Raw genomic sequence first — 15,265 nt, forward strand, 5'->3', positions numbered from 1 at the left:
TGTCGCGAATTGCATCTGATATGAAAATGAGATGAAAAAGGTTGACGCATGACGCGCTGGCAGCTTGCTCATGGACGGCATCTCGATCTTGGCGCGCAATCGTTGCTGATGGGGATTTTGAACGTCACGCCGGACAGTTTTTCCGACGGCGGAGAATTCGACCGGCCGGAGCGGGCGCTGCAGCAGGCGCGGCGCATGATCGGCGAGGGCGCGGCGATCATCGATGTCGGCGGCGAATCCACCCGGCCCGGCGCCGGCGCCGTTTCTGCGCGCGAGGAACAATCGCGCATCCTGCCGGTCATCGAGGCGCTGTCGTCCGACGGCGACAGCCTGGTTTCAGTCGACACCTACAGGGCCGAGACGGCGCGGCTGGCGGTCGCCGCCGGCGCGCATATCGTCAACGACGTGCATGGACTGCAGCGCGAACCCGACATCGCGCAGGTCGCGGCGGAAACCGGCGCCGGCCTCGTCATCATGCACACCGGGCGCGGCCGCGAAAAACTGGCGGATGTGATCGCCGACCAGTTCCTGTTCCTGAACAGATCGCTGGAGATCGCGCGCGACGCCGGCATCGCGGACGAGCGGATCGTGCTCGACCCGGGCTTCGGCTTCGCCAAGGACGGCGAGGAAAACCTCGAGCTCATGGCTCGCTTCGGTGAATTGCGCGCGCTCGGTTTTCCATTGCTCGTCGGCACGTCACGCAAGCGCCTTGCCCGTCGCCTGGTCGGCGGAAGTGACGAGGGGCGGGACGTCGGCACAGCGGCAACAAGCGTCATCCTGCGGCTGAAGGGCGCTTCGATCTTTCGCGTGCACAACGTTGCCGTCAATCGCGAGGCACTGGCATTCGCCGACGCGGTGCGCGAGCGCGAGACCGGGGAAGAGATCAGGCGGGCTCGGTGACGACGCCGATCCGTCGGTAGACGAATTGTTCGTCGTTCGAAGGAACTGCCGCAGCACGCTGGGCTTCGTCGATCAGCATGGCCATGCGCGCATGGATCGGCGATTTCGCGCAAGCCGGGTCCGTCGCGGCGGCGTCGCCGGCAATCGCCATCGCCTGACAGCGGCAACCGCCCCAGTCGATCTCACGCCGTTCGCAGCTGCGACAGGGCTGCTGCATCCAGTCGGTGCCGCGAAAGGCGTTGAATGCCGGCGAATCGGTCCAGATTTCGGCCAGGCTGCGCGGGCCGAAACGCTCAAAACTGAGCGACGGGATGGTCTGTGCGGCATGGCACGGCAGCACGGCGCCGTCCGGCGCCACCATGAACGCGTCGCGCGCCCAGCCGCCCATGCACGGCTTGGGATAGATGGCGAAATAATCCGGCGTGACGAAATCGATGTTCATGATGCCGGTGAGCCGTTCGCGCGCCGCCGCGACGATCTCCGCCTGACGGTCGACCGCAGCACGCTCGGGCATCAGTTGATCGCGATTGGTCAGCGCCCAGCCGGCATACTGCACGTTGGCGATCTCGAGCCGCTCCGCGCCCAGCGAGAGCGCCAGATCGATGAATTCCGGCACTTCCTCGATGTTGTGGCGATGGATCGGCGCGTTGATGGTAAGCGGCAGGCCGGCAGCCCGGGCGCGGCGTGCCGTCTCCAGCTTCTTTTCGTGGCCGCCTTTGTGATTGCCGATGCGGTCGGTGGTCGCCGGTCGTGCGCCTTGAAAGCTCAGTTGCAGATGGTCGAGCCCGGCTTCGGCAAACGCCTCGATGCGGCCCTCGGCAATGCCGACGCCGGCGGTGATCAGGTTGGTGTAGACGCCGCGCGTCGAAAGCCCGGCGATCAATTGCTCGAGGTCGCGGCGCAGCGTCGGTTCACCGCCCGACAGATGCACCTGGAGAACGCCGAGATCGGCGGCCTGCGAGAACAGGTCGAGCCAGGTCTGCGTATCGAGTTCGCGATTGGCCTTCAGCAATTCGAGCGGATTGGAGCAATACGGGCATTGCAGCGGGCAGCGATGCGTCAGTTCCGCCAGCATGCCGATCGGAGGGAGAAGGGGCTCGCTCATAGTTTTACCAGCAGCTTGTCCGACCATTCTTGCAGGAAGGCAATGACGTCGGCCGCCACGGCCTCCTGTTCGGCGTCATAATCCGCGGCAAGCTCGGCGATGATGTGGCCGACCGTGGATCGCCCGTCGCAGCGGCGCAATATATCGAGGCTGATGTCATTCGGCCAAAATATTCTTTCCGGTGAAAGCACGGCGAACGCCTGCCGCACGGGATCGTACTGTATGCGCACGTGCTTCGGCAGCGACGGCACTGATCGTGACGAAACCAAAGCTCTTTCGCGCAGCGCCATCATTGGGCTGGCTCCGGACGGAAGGCGCCGGGCGGGATGTTTCCGGGCTCGCCATAGGCGTGTTGAAGCGCGTCGAGCATGGCCCACAGTATATCGCATTTGAACACCAGCGCATCGATCGCCTGCTGCTGGCGTTCCGCCGTGTCGGCATGGCTGAGCACATAGGCGAGGGCGAAGTCGGCGTCGCGCGAGGCCTGTTCGGGCCGTCGGCTGAAATAGGCCAGCGTATCCTCGGTGATGTAATCGTATTTGGCCAGCATCGCCGGGACCCGTTCGCCGATGATGAGCGGCGAGAACATCTCGGTCAGCGACGATGCGACCGCCTCGAACAGCGTCCGGTTCGTGCAAAAGGCGAGGTAGGCGCCGACCGCGAAACGTGTCGCCGGCAGCGCCAGCCTTTCGCTCTTCACGTGATCGGCATCGAGGCCGAGCGAGGTCGCCAGATGCAGCCAGCGCGCGATGCCGCCGCTCCAGCCGTCCTCGCCATCATGGTCCTCGATGCGTTTGCGCCAGGCGGCGCGAAACGCCGGGTCTTCGGCATGTGCGAGGATTATGGCATCCTTGCGCGGGATGACGGCCTGGTAGCAATAGCGGTTCAGCGCCCAGGCCTGCATCTCGGTCCTCGACAGCGCACCGCTGGTCATCCTGTGATGGAAAGGATGGCGGTTGTGATAGCGCTCGGCGCCGACCTGCCGCAGCACGGCTTCGAGCTCGCTGGAGGACAGGCCGTTCCTTGCCGCGTCGCGGAAATCGCTCAAAATTCCATCTCCATGCCGTCGCGGGCGACTTCCCAGCCAGCCGCTTTGACGCTTGCGTGTTCGGCGGAATTCTCGTCCAGAACCGGATTGGTGTTGTTGATGTGGACGAAGACACGGCGGCCGATCCTCAACGCGGCCAAGCCGGCGATCGACCCATCGTCTCCCGATATGGCCAGATGCCCCATGCGCGCACCGGTCTTTTGGCCGACGCCGGCGGCAATCATCTCGTCGTCGGTGTAGACCGTGCCATCGAACAGGACACAGGCGGCGTCGGCCAGGCGCTTGCGCAGGGCCGCATCGATGCGCGCGCAACCCGGGATATAGAAGACGGAGCCGCGGCTGCCGGCACCGCAGATTCGGACGCCGATCGTGTCGCCGGCGTCGGAACTGAAATTGGCATCCGGCCGGCTTCTTTCCTCGAGATAGAGGGCTATCTTGCCGGGCACGGGAAAACTCTCGACAGTCACGCCGGTGTCGTGGCCGTCTGCGTCGCAGATCGCCAGTTTTTCCGCCGGCGGCAAGGTGCGTCGCGGCACGAGCGCCGGATCGAGGACATTGAAGATCGAATTCGCCTCCAGCGTCGCCAGCACCTGTGTCGTTGCGTAGATGGCGAAGGGCTGCCGCTCACGCAGGCTGAGCAGGCCGGCGACATGATCGACATCGGCATTGGTCAGCACCACCGCGCGGATGGGCGTCGAACGCAACGGCGCATCATGCGCGGGCTGCAATTCAGGCGTTTGCGCAATCTGCTGGCGGATATCGGGTGAGGCGTTGAAGAGAACCCAGCCGGCCCCATCCACTGATGCGGCGATGCTTGATTGGGTTCGCGAATGCACGCCAGCCATCCCGGTGCGAGCCGCGCGGCTCAGGCGATAGTTGCAATTCCACTGCGGAAAGCCGCCGCCTGCCGCCGAGCCGATGATCTTCAAGCGCATTGCAATGCCCGCTCTGCGGCTTGTTCAACCAACAGCAAATTTTCGACCGCGAATGGCTTCGCGCCCGCATTGAACGCGTCAAAGCCTTTCACGGAGACCTGGCGCGGCAAGACAGTGCGTGTCCCCGTTGCCGGGGACACGCACCTCTGCGGCCTACTTCTTGGGAGTAATTTCAGCAGGCAGATACCGCGAAATCTCGAAGCCCGCAGCAACTTGGCACATGGTCGGTTTTGTCCAGCTCTTCTTCATGGCATATCTCCTCTTCTACCAGCCCGAAGGGGCCGATCCTTTTCTCAGTCAACCATTGCTGGGCACCATTGCAATGGCTCGTCCATCAGCTCTCAAAATGGACAAATGAAACGGCAGGTTCTGAAAAGTCGAAAAACAAGAAAATAACAATGCGCATGCTCAATTGCTAATCACATAAGGCTTCCGTTCCTCCAGCGGAAGGTTGGCCCGTTCCCATCCATCGGCGCCGGGCGGATACCAGATCACCGAACTGTAGCCCCATTCGATGGCCCGTTTCGCGGCATTCCACGACATCCAGCAATTCGTCATGCAATAGAACAGAATGGCACGCGACTTGTCGGGACCGGCTTCGGCCGCGAGGCCCTGGCGAAAATAGTTGGCGGTCTCCTCGGAGATAGCACCGTAACCGACATTGGCCAGCCAGGTGCTGCCTGGGATGTCCTTCCTGATCTTGGCTCTCCAAATTGTTCCTGCCGGCAAATTAGCCGGCTTCGGCGTGTTCGGCATGACGTCGAAAAAGACGGCCTTCTTCTCCCGCCACAGCGCCTCCGCCTCCGCCGTCGTCACGACCTTCGCGCCCTGCAGCGTCTGCGGCACCGGCGCCCGGTATTCGTCCATCCGGTAGCCGCCGGGCTCGGCGATATCGCCAGCCCACATCGGTTCGGTCAGACCCAGAAGGCCCGCAGCGACCAGCAAAATCGTCTCCTTTCCCTTCATGCGTTTCTCGTCATTGCGTGATCGGATTGTCGTGTTCGTCGATCAGCGGCACATCGTAGTCCAGCAGGATCCTGGTGATCTCCGCCTGGTTTTCCCTGATCACCCGGTTGAGCGTCCGCTTCCATTCCTGGTCGGACGGACGCACGCCCATGGTGATGCGGTATGACATGCGCGAGCCGGTTTTCTCCTTCACCAGCGGAACGATCGTGAGATCGGCGCCGAGTTGCTTGGCATAGTAGCCGGCCATCGGTCCCCACATGACCGCCGCATCGATCTTGCCGGCGAGCATGTCCTTGATCATGACTTCCCCCATGGAAGGGGTGAGGCGGGTGTCCACCGCCAGCGGATAGATCTTTGCCGTTCGCATGAGCTTGTTGGCGGCCATGTTGGCAGTCGGCGGTGTGCTTTCGACGACGCCGATCCTCTTGCCGGTGAGTTTCGGATCCTCGATGGTCTCGACGCCTTCCATGCCGTTGCCCTTCGGGTGCACCAGCACATAGGACGAGCGATAGTAGGCGTTGGTGTTCTGCACCAGTTCATCGCCCTGGGCATAGCCCATGATGATGTCGCATCGGTTGGCGGCCAGCGTGTTGCGCACGAAGCCGGCGACAAGAGGAAACCATGTATAGGCGACGGACTTTCGGCCGGTTTTCGCGGCAACCAGGTCGGCCAGCCGGTTTTCGAAGCCTTCGCCGCTCTTGTCGGTGAAGGGCATGTTCGAAGGATCGGCGCAGACGCGCAGAATGTCCGGGTCGACCAGTTCGCCCGCGGCACCAAGGCCGGCGTCCTGCGCCTGGGCGTTCGGTGGCAGCAAGGCGAGTGCGCCGAGCATCAGCAGGACAAAACACAGCTTCAACGCGTCACGGCCAATCATATCATCCACCCATGCAGGATGCTTCGGCATCCTTCGCTGCCTGTGGCTTGTCTGCTTTCTTCGGCGGCCTGCCGCGCGGCGCCGCACCGTCGGCGCGGGCACGCAGATAGACGTAGAGGTCATCCATGTAGCAATAGACGTTTTTGTTGTCGCCAAAGGCAGGCATGACATTTTCCTTGCCGCCGCCGACATTCTTGCGGCCCTCGGCGACGATCGAGATGAAGGTCGCGTAATCCATTGTTTTCAGGCTGTTGAGCAGGGCCGGCGCATAGCTCGAACCGGTGCCGTCCGGTCCGTGACAGACATGGCAATCGGAGTGATACCGGCGGTAACCGCTGAACGTGTACCAGTCGACGGCTCCGTTTTCGATCTTGAAGGTCGGATTTCCCTCCGCGTCGAAATGCTTGCCGCCTTCTTCCGTCACGGCCTTGGCTTTTTCAGCGCTGTCCTGGGCATGCGCGAGGCTTGAACTTGCCAGAGGAAGCGCCAGGGCGAGAGCGGAAATTGCAATGCGAACGGACATTCAGGTACTTCCTTGATTTCTTGATTTCGCCTGCACACGGATTTGCTGTCGTGAAGCGGCATGGATCGATGTGGGTGCGCGGCGAAATTGAGAGCCCGGTCCTGGCTTCCCGGTGATCCGGGCTCTCGCTTTTCAAGCCTTGGTCTTCTCAAAAAACCGAGGCGTGCCTATGGTTCCCGTGTTTCAGTCCGGGAGACCGAAGACGGTGAGCTGGCCGCCCAGCGTCGTGTAGTCGGCAAGTGCTGCGTAGCCACCGACCGCGCCCAGACCAGCAGTCCCAACGACCGCAGCCTCGTCGCCTTGCGCACGGCCCTGATCGACGGCGCCATGCCAGGCAGCGGCGTTGTCGGGCGAAAGCAGTCCGCCTGCCAGACCGATACCGGCCCATCCACCGACGCCGGACAGAACGGCGATATACTGCTTGCCGCCATGCTCGTAGGCCGTGATGTTGCCGATGATGCCGGACGGGGTCTTGAACTTGTAGAGTTCATTGCCGTCATGATCGACCGCCTTGATGTAGCCCTCGAGCGTGCCGTAGAAGACCACGTCGCCATCGGTCGCCAGCGCGCCCGACCAGACCGAGAACTTCTCGGGCTTGGACCAGACGATCTCGCCCTTGGCAGCATCCCAGGCAATGAAGTTGCCCATGTGGTCGGCTCCAGCGGGAGGATACATCGACACGGTGGCGCCCACGTAAGGCTGACCGGCGGTGTAGCTCACCTTGTAGGGCTCATAGTCCATGCAGACATGGTTTGTCGGCACGTAGAACAGACCGGTCTTCGGCGAATAGGTCGCCGGTTGCTGGTCCTTGGTTCCAAGCGCGGCCGGGCAGATGCCCGTCGAGTTGGTGTCTTCGCCGTTCTGCTGGGTCGAATATTTGGCGACCACTTGCGGGCGGCCGTACTGGTCGCTGCTGGGGTCCATGTTGACTTCCGTCGCCCAGTTCACTGCCGGATCGTATTTCTTGGCGACGAGAAGCTCGCCATTGGCGCGATCCATGGTGTAGGCAAAGCCATTGCGGTCGAAGTGCACCAGCACATCGCGCTTGGCGCCCTTGATGTCCATGCCGTCGACAAGGATCATCTCGTTGACGCCGTCATAATCCCACTCGTCATGCGGGGTCATCTGGTAGAGCCACTTGGCCATCCCGGTATCCGCATCGCGAGCCATGATCGTCATCGACCAGCGATTGTCGCCTGGCCTCTGGACCGGGTTCCAGGTCGATGGATTGCCGGTGCCATAGTAGATCAGGTTAAGCTTGGGATCATAGGCGTACCATCCCCAAGTCGTGCCGCCACCGGTCTTCCACTGCTCGCCTTCCCAGGTGTTCGTGCCCGAGTCCGCGCCGACTGGTTTGCCGAGATGGGTGGTCTTTTCGGAATCGATCAGGGTTTCTGCATCGGGTCCCGTCGAATAGGCCCGCCAGGCAAGCTTGCCATCCGAAAGATTGTAGGCCGAGAGGTGGCCGCGAACACCATATTCGGCGCCAGAGATGCCGACGATAACCTTGTCCTTGACGACCACAGGCGCCGACGTGCCGGATTCGCCCTTTCCGCCGTCGATCTGATCGCCGTTCTTGACCGTCCAGACGACTTTGCCGGACTTGGCATCGAGCGCCACGACGGTGGTGTCGGCCTGGTTGAGGATGATCTTGCCGTCACCATAGGCGACGCCACGGTTGACCGTGTCGCAGCACATGATGCCAATAACATTCGGGTCTTGCTTGGGCTCGTATTTCCAGAGGATCTTTCCGTCATTTTTGAGATCGAGAGCATAGACGGTGTTCGGGAACGGCGCGTGGACATACATCACATCGCCGATGACCAGCGGCCCGCCTTCATGGCCGCGTAGCACGCCAGTGGAGAAGGTCCACTTGACCTGCAGGTTCTTCACATTGTCCTTGGTGATCTGGTTGAGCTTGGAAAAGCGGGTGTTGGCGTAGTCACCCGTCTGCATCACCCAGTCCTTGGGATTCTCGGCCATTTTCATCAGTTCTTCATTGGCCGACGTCATGTGGACCGCGCCGAACGACATGAGCGCCGCGGTCGTTAGTAGGTAGGCAGTTTTCGCTAATACACGCATCAAAGTCCTCCCAGGGTGCACAATGACGAATCGTCCGTTGAGCCCACCAGGGCTTGCCCAAGCGATTCATGTGGGGGAAGTATTTCCGGCAGCGTGTCACGACCTAAGCCGAATGAGCAGAGGGCACCGTTACTGCCCATCCCACCTGGCCTACGAAAGACTGTCGCCGCTCCCTAATTGACGGTGACGCCCTTGAAGCCGGAAACAGGATGAAGCTATGTCATCCCCAGAAGGAAGGCAAGAAAAATCACTTCCACCTATGTTGCACTGCAATATAGAGAAATAGATATGAAAAAATCGGGACGGAAAGCTATTGATCGACTGTGGATGAAGCGCGATTTATATAAGTGGTTAAATTTTACGTATTTTTTGGGCAAAATGTATTGATTTTTATTTAGGAATATTCGTTGGAGCGTATGGTTTTAAGTATGCGCGCGTCGCTTCGGTTGCCGATAGTGGAGGAGACCTGAAATCAAGCTCAGCACCAGGATTCGGGGCCGATGTTCGTGCTGTCGGGGAGGCCTTTTGCCGGCCGGGACGGCCCTGTCCTTTGGTACTATATGGCCTGGATGAGAACTTGACTGGCGTGGCGGCAGGAGGCCAACTGGTGCGGTGATCCGTCTCGATCCAGCGGGCTCGATCCGTCACGTTCCCGGCCAATCGGAGATTCCCCATGATCAGATATGTCGGCTTTTCGAGCTTGCCGCTGTTGCTCACGTCGGCCCTGGCCTTCGCCAATCCGGCCGGCGCCGCCTCAGATTATCCGACGGTGACGGTTGTCGACTATGTGGTCGGCTGCATGCAGACGAATGGCCAGACACGTCAGGCGCTGGAGAGCTGTTCCTGCTCGATCGACGTCATCGCCTCCATCCTTCCATTCGAGGATTATGAAAGGGCCGAGACCTTCAAGAGCATGTCCCTGACGACTGGGGAGCGTTCGGGACTGTTCCGCGAAAGCGCGCCGGCAAAAGCCGCAAGCACGGGACTGAAGCGCGCGCAGGCGGAAGCCGACGTGCGCTGCTTCTAAAGCGCGTCGCGTTGGAATGGATTCATAGGGCGCGTTGCATGCGGTTTCGAGGCTTCAAAGCCCCGTAACCTCCAGCGGCCATTGATTGCGAAATACCTTGCCATCCGTATCGATCGCTTCGACCTGGATTTGGCCAGTGCCGTGCGCGGTGAAATCGAACCGGAAATTGGGATCTTCCGAAATCGATATCCCCCCTTCCATCGACAGGATCAGCCGGTCTGCCTGCGAGACCGACAGTTTCTGAACGAAATGCGCGGGGATGAAATACTGGGTCAAGGGGTTGCGCTGCAGGCCCGAATTGTTCGGGTGGCGGATCATCAGCTGCAATTCCTGCGCCTTTGTCATCGTCTCTTGCGGCGGGAATTGGCGCAGCTTCATCTGCCCCATCGTTGCCATCGCTTCGTCCTGGTTCTTGAGCGCCGGGGCGGAGCATCCGCCTGACGCCTTGACGAAGGTCTGGGCCATGTGAAGCTCGCCGCTCTGCGTCTCTGCTATGGCACGCAGATAGGAATAGTCGTCGACGCGCACGCGCGTCGACAGATGTGTCACGCCGGCGTCCTTACCGATCTCGAACGTCGCCGCCACCGGCGCTGGATTGACGTCGATGATCAAGGTGACGGATTTGATGCCGGCGGGCGCCTTGGCCGGGTCGATATAGATGTCGACGGGCACGATGGCGGCATCCTGCGCCCGCTTCGGCGCCTCGATCCTGACGACGCCGCTATCGACCAGAATTGCCCGATCGCCGAACACGTCGCCTTTCAGATCCTGCCAGATCCTGTCCGAAGAGGCGGTTGTTTGCTGGGCGTTGGCGGCTCCGGAGGCGCCAAAGAGCGCGCCGATGGCCAGGATGATCGCGGCGAAGATGGCTGCGAGCGGCAAGCCGAGCTGCCGGCTCCGGTAAGCGTGGTTCTGCATTTCGATGCCTCCACCAATGTCAGAGAGGTGGTGCCCAGGCCGATGTCGAGGATAGACCCTTGACGATGCGTTTGGCAAATCGATCCACATGCGCTTGTCGCTGTGATCTATTCCCATTCGAGTTCGGCAAAGGCGGCCGTTGCATTGCGCTCGTTGTAGTTGTCGAACAGATGCCAATTGCCCCGTTCGCTTGCGCCGGCGGTCTTGACGGCGTCGCGGAGCGGCGTCCCCTCGGCGATCGCCTTGCGAATATCGCGCGCCAGAATTTCGAAATAGCGCCGCTCTCCCGTCAACGCCGCCGGCCAGTCGGCCGGCACCGGGCCATGACCCGGCACGACGCGCGTGGCGCCAATCGCGGCGAGCGCATCCATCTGGCGGAGCCAGCCGAGCAGCGATCCGTCGAGCGTCGGCAAGGAACCGATGAAAACCAGATCGCCGGCAAACAGCGTGCGGGTCGCGCTGTCGAAGACGGTCAGGTCGTTGTCGGTGTGAGCCGCCTTCCATGCCTGCAATTCGAGCACGCGCCCGCCGAGGTCGAGCTGCAGGCGATCGTCGACCAGCATCGTCGGCGGTATGATCTCGATCCCTTTGATAAGCGCGTCGCCGATCTGTTCGCCAAAGCTCTGCAGGTAGAAGGCGCCGCGCGCCTCGAGGGCGCGCGGCAGATTGTGGTGGCCGACGATGGTGGCGCCGATCTGCCGGAACGCCGCGTTGCCGAAGACATGGTCGGGGTGCATGTGGGTGTTGATCATGTAGCGGACCGGCCTGGCGCTTATCTTGCCGATCGCGGCGATGAGGGCGTTCGCCTCGATCAGGCTGCCGCCGCTGTCGATGACGGCGACGGCGTCGGTGCCGACGACGACGCCGAGGTTGGAGATTGCGCCCTGGTTGGTGGCGCTCATCAATTCATCGACGCCCTGGAAGGCGAAGACGCCGTCGGCAACTTTCCTGAGTTTGAATTCAAGGCCGTAGGCTGCGGCGAGAGCGGACCGCCCGAGGCAACAGGGCAGCATCGCTGCGCTGACCGCGGTGCAGGCGAAGCCGTTCACGAGCTTGCGTCGTGCCCTGTCGATCGGCATGGCTTCCTCCCGATATGATTCCGAACTGTACGGCGATCAGGCCACGCCCGGAAACTTTTGCTGGAACGACCGCAATAGGTCGCTCATCACCTGTGGATTGCGATAGTGCCGCGGCAGCCTTACGTCGAACATGCCGAGCACATGGGCGGGCCGCTGCGCGAGCACGATGATGCGGTCCGACAGCATCAACGCCTCGCGCAGATTGTGGGTTACCATCAGGGCGGTCGTGGGCCGCGCCGACCACACGGTCAAAAGCAGGTGCCGAAGCCGCTCGGCGGTCCGTTCGTCGAGTGAGGCAAAGGGTTCGTCCAGGAAAAGCACAGCCGGTTCGGTGGCGAAGGCCCTGGCAAGCGCTGCCCTGCGTGCAAGGCCGAGCGAAAGCTCCGCCGGATAGAGCGAGCGCATTCCGGCGAGGCCGAGCGTGTCGAACAGCCCGTCGAGGTTCTTCGTTCTCAGGCTTTTCGGCAGCGCCAGCCTGACATTCTGCTCCACTGTTCGCCACGGCAGCAAGACCGGCTCCTGGAATACGGCGGCGATCCGGTTGGAGCCGCCTTCAGGCAGTTGGAACGAGCCGGAAAAGTCCTTGTCCAACCCAAGCAGGATGCGCAGCGTCGTGGTCTTGCCGCAGCCGGACGGCCCCAGCAAGCAGGCGAATTCGCCTTGCCGGACCTCGAAGGAAAGGTCCTGGAGCGCCGTGATCGAGACGCCTTGCGCGGACCTGAAAGTCTTTTCGGCGATGTCGACCCTAAGCGGGACGACGGCGCCAACGGGTTGCATGTCGTTCAACGGGCTGCACCAGAAAGAGTTCGATGACTAGCATCACCGCCACGAAAGCCAGGGTGTAGGCAAGGATGGCGGCGACGTCGAAGAGCTGGAAATAAAGATAGATCTGGAAGCCGACGCCGTTGGAGCGGCCGAGCAGCTCGACCACCAGGACGATCTTCCAGATGAGAGCGATGCCGGATCGTGAGGCGGCGGCAAGATAGGGCTGCAGTTGCGGCAGCAGGACGTGGCGAATGCGGTCGAGAAGACCGAAGCGGTAGACGGCGGCCATTTCGGCGTAACTCGGATCAAGCGCCCTGGCGCCCTCGCGCATCGTCACCACGACATTCGGGATCTTGTTGACGGCAACCGCGCCAATCGCCGCCGCTTCGTTGAGGCCGAACCAGATGTAGGCGAGCACGATGACGACCAGCGCGGGAATGTTGAGGAACAGGACCACCCAGGGAGCGAAGAACCGGTCTGCGCTGCGGTGGCTGCCGAGGAGGACGCCGATGACCGAGCCGACAACCATCGCGACGACATATGCCGCGGCAACCCGGCCGAGTGTCGCGCCGAGATGGTAGAAAAGATCGCCGTTCGCCGCCTCTGCGAGCAGCACCTGCCAGACCCGTCCCGGCCCTGGAAAGGCACGGCTCGGCCAGGCATTTGCCGCAAGGCCCCACAGCAGGCCAAGCCCGACCAGAGAGGCCGCGACTGTCAGCACCGGTGTCAGCGCCGCAGAAAGGCCGGATTGGCTGGACATGCCGGCCGCAGCGCCAGGCGGGCGATCGCCGGTGTCAGGTGCGCTCATTGCGGGGGTGCCTGCCAGAACGTGCCGGGCGCCATCTCGGGCGCGCGGCCGACCAGCTTTTCGCCGCCGATCTCGGCCAGCACACGGTAGAGCTTGCCGGCGTCGGCCGCATCCTCGGCGACGGGGCGTCTGGGAATGCCCTCGCGATAGCGGTCACGCAGTTTGGCCAGTTCCTCGCCTTGCGCGCGGATAATCGGCGCAAGGCGCAGCCACTCATCGTCGGATCTGGCCAGCAAGTCCCTGGACTGCGCCGAAGCCTTGATGAAGCCGCTGATAGCGTCCGGATGGTCGTTCGCCCATTTGTCATGAAAGACATAGCCGAGCGCCGATACGGCGCCCGAGGCCCCGAGCGCTTTCGCCGCAGCATCGGCGCCGATCAGCCGACGAAAGCCGTTGGCCTCGAGCCGGGCGCAAAAATGCCAGAAATTGAGCACCGCATCGAGCTCGCCCTGCATCGCCTTTTCCGAAATCAGCGGCGGCGCGCCAAAGACGATGTCGCTGGTTGCCGGCAGGTCGAGGCCGTGATCGCGTCTGGCCAGCGCCTGGATCAGCAGCCAGCTTTTATCGAGCGGCCCGCCGGCGACGCCGAGCTTTTTTTCCCTGAGATCGGAGATCGTGCGGATCGGCGCTCCCTCCTTCACCATGATCGCCCCGACGGCGGTCGAATAGGGGACCAATGTGAGGTCTACGCCTTCGGAGCGCTGGCGCGAGACCCACAGCCAGTCGGAGACGATCATGTCGATCGCGCCGGCCAGCAAGGCGACGTTGGTTGCATCCTCGCCGGCGAAATCGACGACCTCCAGATCGATGCCGTTGGCTCCGTCGAATCTGTGGTGCTTCAGCGTGTCAAGAGCCCAACTCACGGTGCCGAATTTCAGCACACCGATGCGAACCCGGTTCGTGGCGAAGGAGGGCTTTGGGACAAGTGCCGCGGCTGTTCCAAGAGCCGCCAGCCGGAGCGTTCCTCGACGCGAAATCATCATGATGTCTCCTCCCGGGTGCATAACAGGCCGAGGCGCCGATCAGATCGCACGGTCTTTGTTCGGGAAAGCGCATTTCCAGCGCTTGACCTTGAGGGTCGGGTGTTCCTGCGACCATTTCGCGATTTCGGTGGGCGCCAGCATCATGCATTGGAACAGAGAGCCGCGGCTCTCGAAATAGAGATGTTCGTCTCGGCAGTTGCCAGGATTGGCAATCAGGCAAACCGTCAAGATGAGGTCGACCATATCCATTCAGCACCTCTTGCGCGCTTGAAGACGCCCGCTTTGGCGAAACCGGCCCGATCTGCGAGCCAAAATCGCCAGCTGCCGGAGTCCCGAGGTGCCCATGGAAAACCGGAATGATTTGAGGCTACGCGTTCGCCCGATGGCCGTCAATCGCGCCGTCGGTGAAGCTGCCGATCTCCCCCCTTGCGGGGGAGATGCCCGGCAGGGCAGAGGGGGGTGCTGTCCCTCCGACCTGTCGATCAATTACAGCCACACCCTCAGGCTCATTTCCGGTTGGGATGGATAAAGCCGAAAGTTGGCGATCCTTCCCNCCCCCCTCTGTCCTGCCGGACATCTCCCCCGCAAGGGGGGAGATTGGATGTCGCTTCGGCTTTCGCCAGCCTTCAACGCTGGAAGGCAGCGCAAACCCGAAGCGACTGCCTTGAACTTGGGTAGCGGTTGACATCGCTCATCTGCCGGGTAGCTTCCAGGATGCAGGCGCTGCAACTCCACAAGGGAGAAGCTCTCGCTCTGCATAAAACGATGCATGCCGATGATCAGACAAAGGCATGCGCAAATCGTCCAGGGCACCTTGACGATCAATGAGGAAATGCCATGCGTGCAGTCGCATTTTTCGCCGTCGTGTCCGTTGCGACGTTTATTACAAACCAATCGCAGGCACAGGATGCCGCCGCGGGTGAGAAGGTCTTCGCCAAATGCAAGGCCTGCCATGTCGTCGACGAGGACAAGAACAAGATCGGTCCGTCGTTAAGCGGCGTTATCGGCCGGACGGCCGGCACGCATCCGGGGTTCAAATATTCCAAACCGATGGCCGAGGCGGGCAAATCCGGCGTCAAATGGGACGAAGCCACGCTGACGAATTATCTTCGCGACCCGAAGGGCATGATCAAAGGTACGAAGATGGCGTTTCCCGGTCTCAAGAAGGACGAGGATCTCGCCAACGTCATCGCCTATCTGAAGCAATACTCCAAATAACCCGGTTTTTCCGCAGGAAGTAACCCGGTTCTTC

At 61.9% G+C, this 15,265-nt stretch carries 18 protein-coding genes; 4 read left to right on the forward strand and 14 right to left on the reverse strand.

Annotated elements, in window-relative coordinates; translation table 11 throughout:
- The first annotated feature begins 48 nt into the window (after positions 1–48).
- On the forward strand, positions 49–900 hold the full coding sequence (gene folP / locus M727_RS0102235) for a dihydropteroate synthase (protein ID WP_027151286.1): 852 nt from the start codon (positions 49–51) through the stop codon (positions 898–900).
- Here the strand turns inward: folP and pqqE are convergent.
- The 4 genes from pqqE to pqqB are packed head-to-tail and all read right to left on the reverse strand — an operon-like array spanning position 884 to position 3,988.
- Positions 884–2,005, reverse strand: a complete 1,122-nt coding sequence (gene pqqE / locus M727_RS0102240) for a pyrroloquinoline quinone biosynthesis protein PqqE (RefSeq protein WP_027151287.1) — start codon at positions 2,003–2,005, stop codon at positions 884–886. The two genes, folP and pqqE, sit on opposite strands and share 17 nt — an antisense overlap.
- A complete protein-coding gene (gene pqqD, locus M727_RS0102245) occupies positions 2,002–2,295 on the reverse strand; it encodes a pyrroloquinoline quinone biosynthesis peptide chaperone PqqD (RefSeq protein WP_036261252.1) in 294 nt (97 codons plus the stop codon). Before pqqD ends, pqqE begins: the two co-directional genes overlap by 4 nt.
- Entirely contained in the window at positions 2,295–3,053 is a 759-nt protein-coding gene (gene pqqC / locus M727_RS0102250; RefSeq protein ID WP_027151289.1) for a pyrroloquinoline-quinone synthase PqqC, read from the reverse strand. Before pqqC ends, pqqD begins: the two co-directional genes overlap by 1 nt.
- Positions 3,050–3,988 carry a pyrroloquinoline quinone biosynthesis protein PqqB gene (gene pqqB, locus M727_RS0102255; RefSeq protein WP_027151290.1) on the reverse strand — a complete coding sequence of 313 codons (939 nt, stop codon included), beginning with the start codon at positions 3,986–3,988 and terminating at the stop codon, positions 3,050–3,052. Before pqqB ends, pqqC begins: the two co-directional genes overlap by 4 nt.
- Before the next feature lie 220 nt (positions 3,989–4,208).
- Between pqqB and M727_RS42235 the strand changes: the two genes are divergently transcribed.
- Positions 4,209–4,346 carry a hypothetical protein gene (locus M727_RS42235; protein ID WP_023797673.1) on the forward strand — a complete coding sequence of 46 codons (138 nt, stop codon included), beginning with the start codon at positions 4,209–4,211 and terminating at the stop codon, positions 4,344–4,346.
- A gap of 50 nt (positions 4,347–4,396) precedes the next feature.
- Here the strand turns inward: M727_RS42235 and M727_RS0102265 are convergent, their stop codons facing one another.
- From M727_RS0102265 to M727_RS0102280, 4 genes are all read right to left on the reverse strand, one after another.
- Positions 4,397–4,954 carry a PQQ-dependent catabolism-associated CXXCW motif protein gene (locus tag M727_RS0102265; protein ID WP_027151291.1) on the reverse strand — a complete coding sequence of 186 codons (558 nt, stop codon included), beginning with the start codon at positions 4,952–4,954 and terminating at the stop codon, positions 4,397–4,399.
- A 10-nt stretch (positions 4,955–4,964) separates the two neighbouring features.
- Positions 4,965–5,828, reverse strand: coding sequence for a quinoprotein dehydrogenase-associated putative ABC transporter substrate-binding protein (locus M727_RS0102270; RefSeq protein ID WP_036261078.1), 864 nt, complete (start codon positions 5,826–5,828; stop codon positions 4,965–4,967).
- A 1-nt stretch (position 5,829) separates the two neighbouring features.
- The gene (locus tag M727_RS0102275; protein WP_027151293.1) at positions 5,830–6,351 is read right to left on the reverse strand and encodes a c-type cytochrome, methanol metabolism-related; all 522 of its coding nucleotides are present in this window, start codon (positions 6,349–6,351) and stop codon (positions 5,830–5,832) included.
- 183 nt (positions 6,352–6,534) lie between these two features.
- Positions 6,535–8,433 (reverse strand): methanol/ethanol family PQQ-dependent dehydrogenase, encoded by a 1,899-nt coding sequence (locus M727_RS0102280; protein ID WP_027151294.1) that lies wholly within the window; start codon positions 8,431–8,433, stop codon positions 6,535–6,537.
- Between the two features lie 673 nt (positions 8,434–9,106).
- Here M727_RS0102280 and M727_RS0102285 point away from each other — a divergent pair.
- Positions 9,107–9,460: a hypothetical protein gene (locus M727_RS0102285; protein WP_027151295.1), complete on the forward strand. Its 354-nt coding sequence runs from the start codon at positions 9,107–9,109 to the stop codon at positions 9,458–9,460.
- A gap of 54 nt (positions 9,461–9,514) precedes the next feature.
- Here the strand turns inward: M727_RS0102285 and M727_RS0102290 are convergent, their stop codons facing one another.
- The 6 genes from M727_RS0102290 to M727_RS0102315 form a co-directional block, all read right to left on the reverse strand.
- A complete protein-coding gene (locus tag M727_RS0102290; protein WP_027151296.1) occupies positions 9,515–10,378 on the reverse strand; it encodes a quinoprotein dehydrogenase-associated SoxYZ-like carrier in 864 nt (287 codons plus the stop codon).
- 107 nt (positions 10,379–10,485) lie between these two features.
- Positions 10,486–11,457 (reverse strand): quinoprotein relay system zinc metallohydrolase 2, encoded by a 972-nt coding sequence (locus tag M727_RS0102295; protein WP_051505486.1) that lies wholly within the window; start codon positions 11,455–11,457, stop codon positions 10,486–10,488.
- 36 nt (positions 11,458–11,493) lie between these two features.
- Entirely contained in the window at positions 11,494–12,234 is a 741-nt protein-coding gene (locus M727_RS0102300) for an ATP-binding cassette domain-containing protein (protein WP_036261082.1), read from the reverse strand.
- Positions 12,203–12,982, reverse strand: coding sequence for an ABC transporter permease subunit (locus tag M727_RS0102305; protein ID WP_051505505.1), 780 nt, complete (start codon positions 12,980–12,982; stop codon positions 12,203–12,205). Before M727_RS0102305 ends, M727_RS0102300 begins: the two co-directional genes overlap by 32 nt.
- A gap of 44 nt (positions 12,983–13,026) precedes the next feature.
- A complete protein-coding gene (locus M727_RS0102310; RefSeq protein WP_027151300.1) occupies positions 13,027–14,013 on the reverse strand; it encodes an ABC transporter substrate-binding protein in 987 nt (328 codons plus the stop codon).
- Positions 14,014–14,052: 39 nt separating this feature from the next.
- Positions 14,053–14,262 carry a hypothetical protein gene (locus M727_RS0102315; RefSeq protein WP_027151301.1) on the reverse strand — a complete coding sequence of 70 codons (210 nt, stop codon included), beginning with the start codon at positions 14,260–14,262 and terminating at the stop codon, positions 14,053–14,055.
- 588 nt (positions 14,263–14,850) lie between these two features.
- Here M727_RS0102315 and M727_RS0102320 point away from each other — a divergent pair.
- Positions 14,851–15,231, forward strand: coding sequence for a cytochrome c family protein (locus M727_RS0102320; RefSeq protein WP_027151302.1), 381 nt, complete (start codon positions 14,851–14,853; stop codon positions 15,229–15,231).
- Positions 15,232–15,265 lie beyond the last annotated feature (34 nt).

This window comes from Mesorhizobium sp. WSM2561, from assembly GCF_000513915.1.
In the GTDB taxonomy this organism is placed as follows: domain Bacteria; phylum Pseudomonadota; class Alphaproteobacteria; order Rhizobiales; family Rhizobiaceae; genus Mesorhizobium; species Mesorhizobium muleiense.

Coding starts and splice junctions, on each gene's coding strand:
- M727_RS0102310 (WP_027151300.1), bottom strand. CDS start 14,013: ATGATGATTTCGCGTCGAGGAACGCTCCGGCTGGCGGCTCTTGGAACA.
- folP (WP_027151286.1), top strand. CDS start 49: ATGACGCGCTGGCAGCTTGCTCATGGACGGCATCTCGATCTTGGCGCG.
- M727_RS0102285 (WP_027151295.1), top strand. CDS start 9,107: ATGATCAGATATGTCGGCTTTTCGAGCTTGCCGCTGTTGCTCACGTCG.
- pqqE (WP_027151287.1), bottom strand. CDS start 2,005: ATGAGCGAGCCCCTTCTCCCTCCGATCGGCATGCTGGCGGAACTGACG.
- M727_RS0102295 (WP_051505486.1), bottom strand. CDS start 11,457: ATGCCGATCGACAGGGCACGACGCAAGCTCGTGAACGGCTTCGCCTGC.
- M727_RS0102265 (WP_027151291.1), bottom strand. CDS start 4,954: ATGAAGGGAAAGGAGACGATTTTGCTGGTCGCTGCGGGCCTTCTGGGT.
- M727_RS0102315 (WP_027151301.1), bottom strand. CDS start 14,262: ATGGATATGGTCGACCTCATCTTGACGGTTTGCCTGATTGCCAATCCT.
- M727_RS0102280 (WP_027151294.1), bottom strand. CDS start 8,433: ATGCGTGTATTAGCGAAAACTGCCTACCTACTAACGACCGCGGCGCTC.
- M727_RS0102305 (WP_051505505.1), bottom strand. CDS start 12,982: ATGTCCAGCCAATCCGGCCTTTCTGCGGCGCTGACACCGGTGCTGACA.
- pqqB (WP_027151290.1), bottom strand. CDS start 3,988: ATGCGCTTGAAGATCATCGGCTCGGCGGCAGGCGGCGGCTTTCCGCAG.
- M727_RS42235 (WP_023797673.1), top strand. CDS start 4,209: ATGGTCGGTTTTGTCCAGCTCTTCTTCATGGCATATCTCCTCTTCTAC.
- M727_RS0102275 (WP_027151293.1), bottom strand. CDS start 6,351: ATGTCCGTTCGCATTGCAATTTCCGCTCTCGCCCTGGCGCTTCCTCTG.
- M727_RS0102290 (WP_027151296.1), bottom strand. CDS start 10,378: ATGCAGAACCACGCTTACCGGAGCCGGCAGCTCGGCTTGCCGCTCGCA.
- M727_RS0102270 (WP_036261078.1), bottom strand. CDS start 5,828: ATGATTGGCCGTGACGCGTTGAAGCTGTGTTTTGTCCTGCTGATGCTC.
- pqqD (WP_036261252.1), bottom strand. CDS start 2,295: ATGGCGCTGCGCGAAAGAGCTTTGGTTTCGTCACGATCAGTGCCGTCG.
- M727_RS0102300 (WP_036261082.1), bottom strand. CDS start 12,234: ATGCAACCCGTTGGCGCCGTCGTCCCGCTTAGGGTCGACATCGCCGAA.
- M727_RS0102320 (WP_027151302.1), top strand. CDS start 14,851: ATGCGTGCAGTCGCATTTTTCGCCGTCGTGTCCGTTGCGACGTTTATT.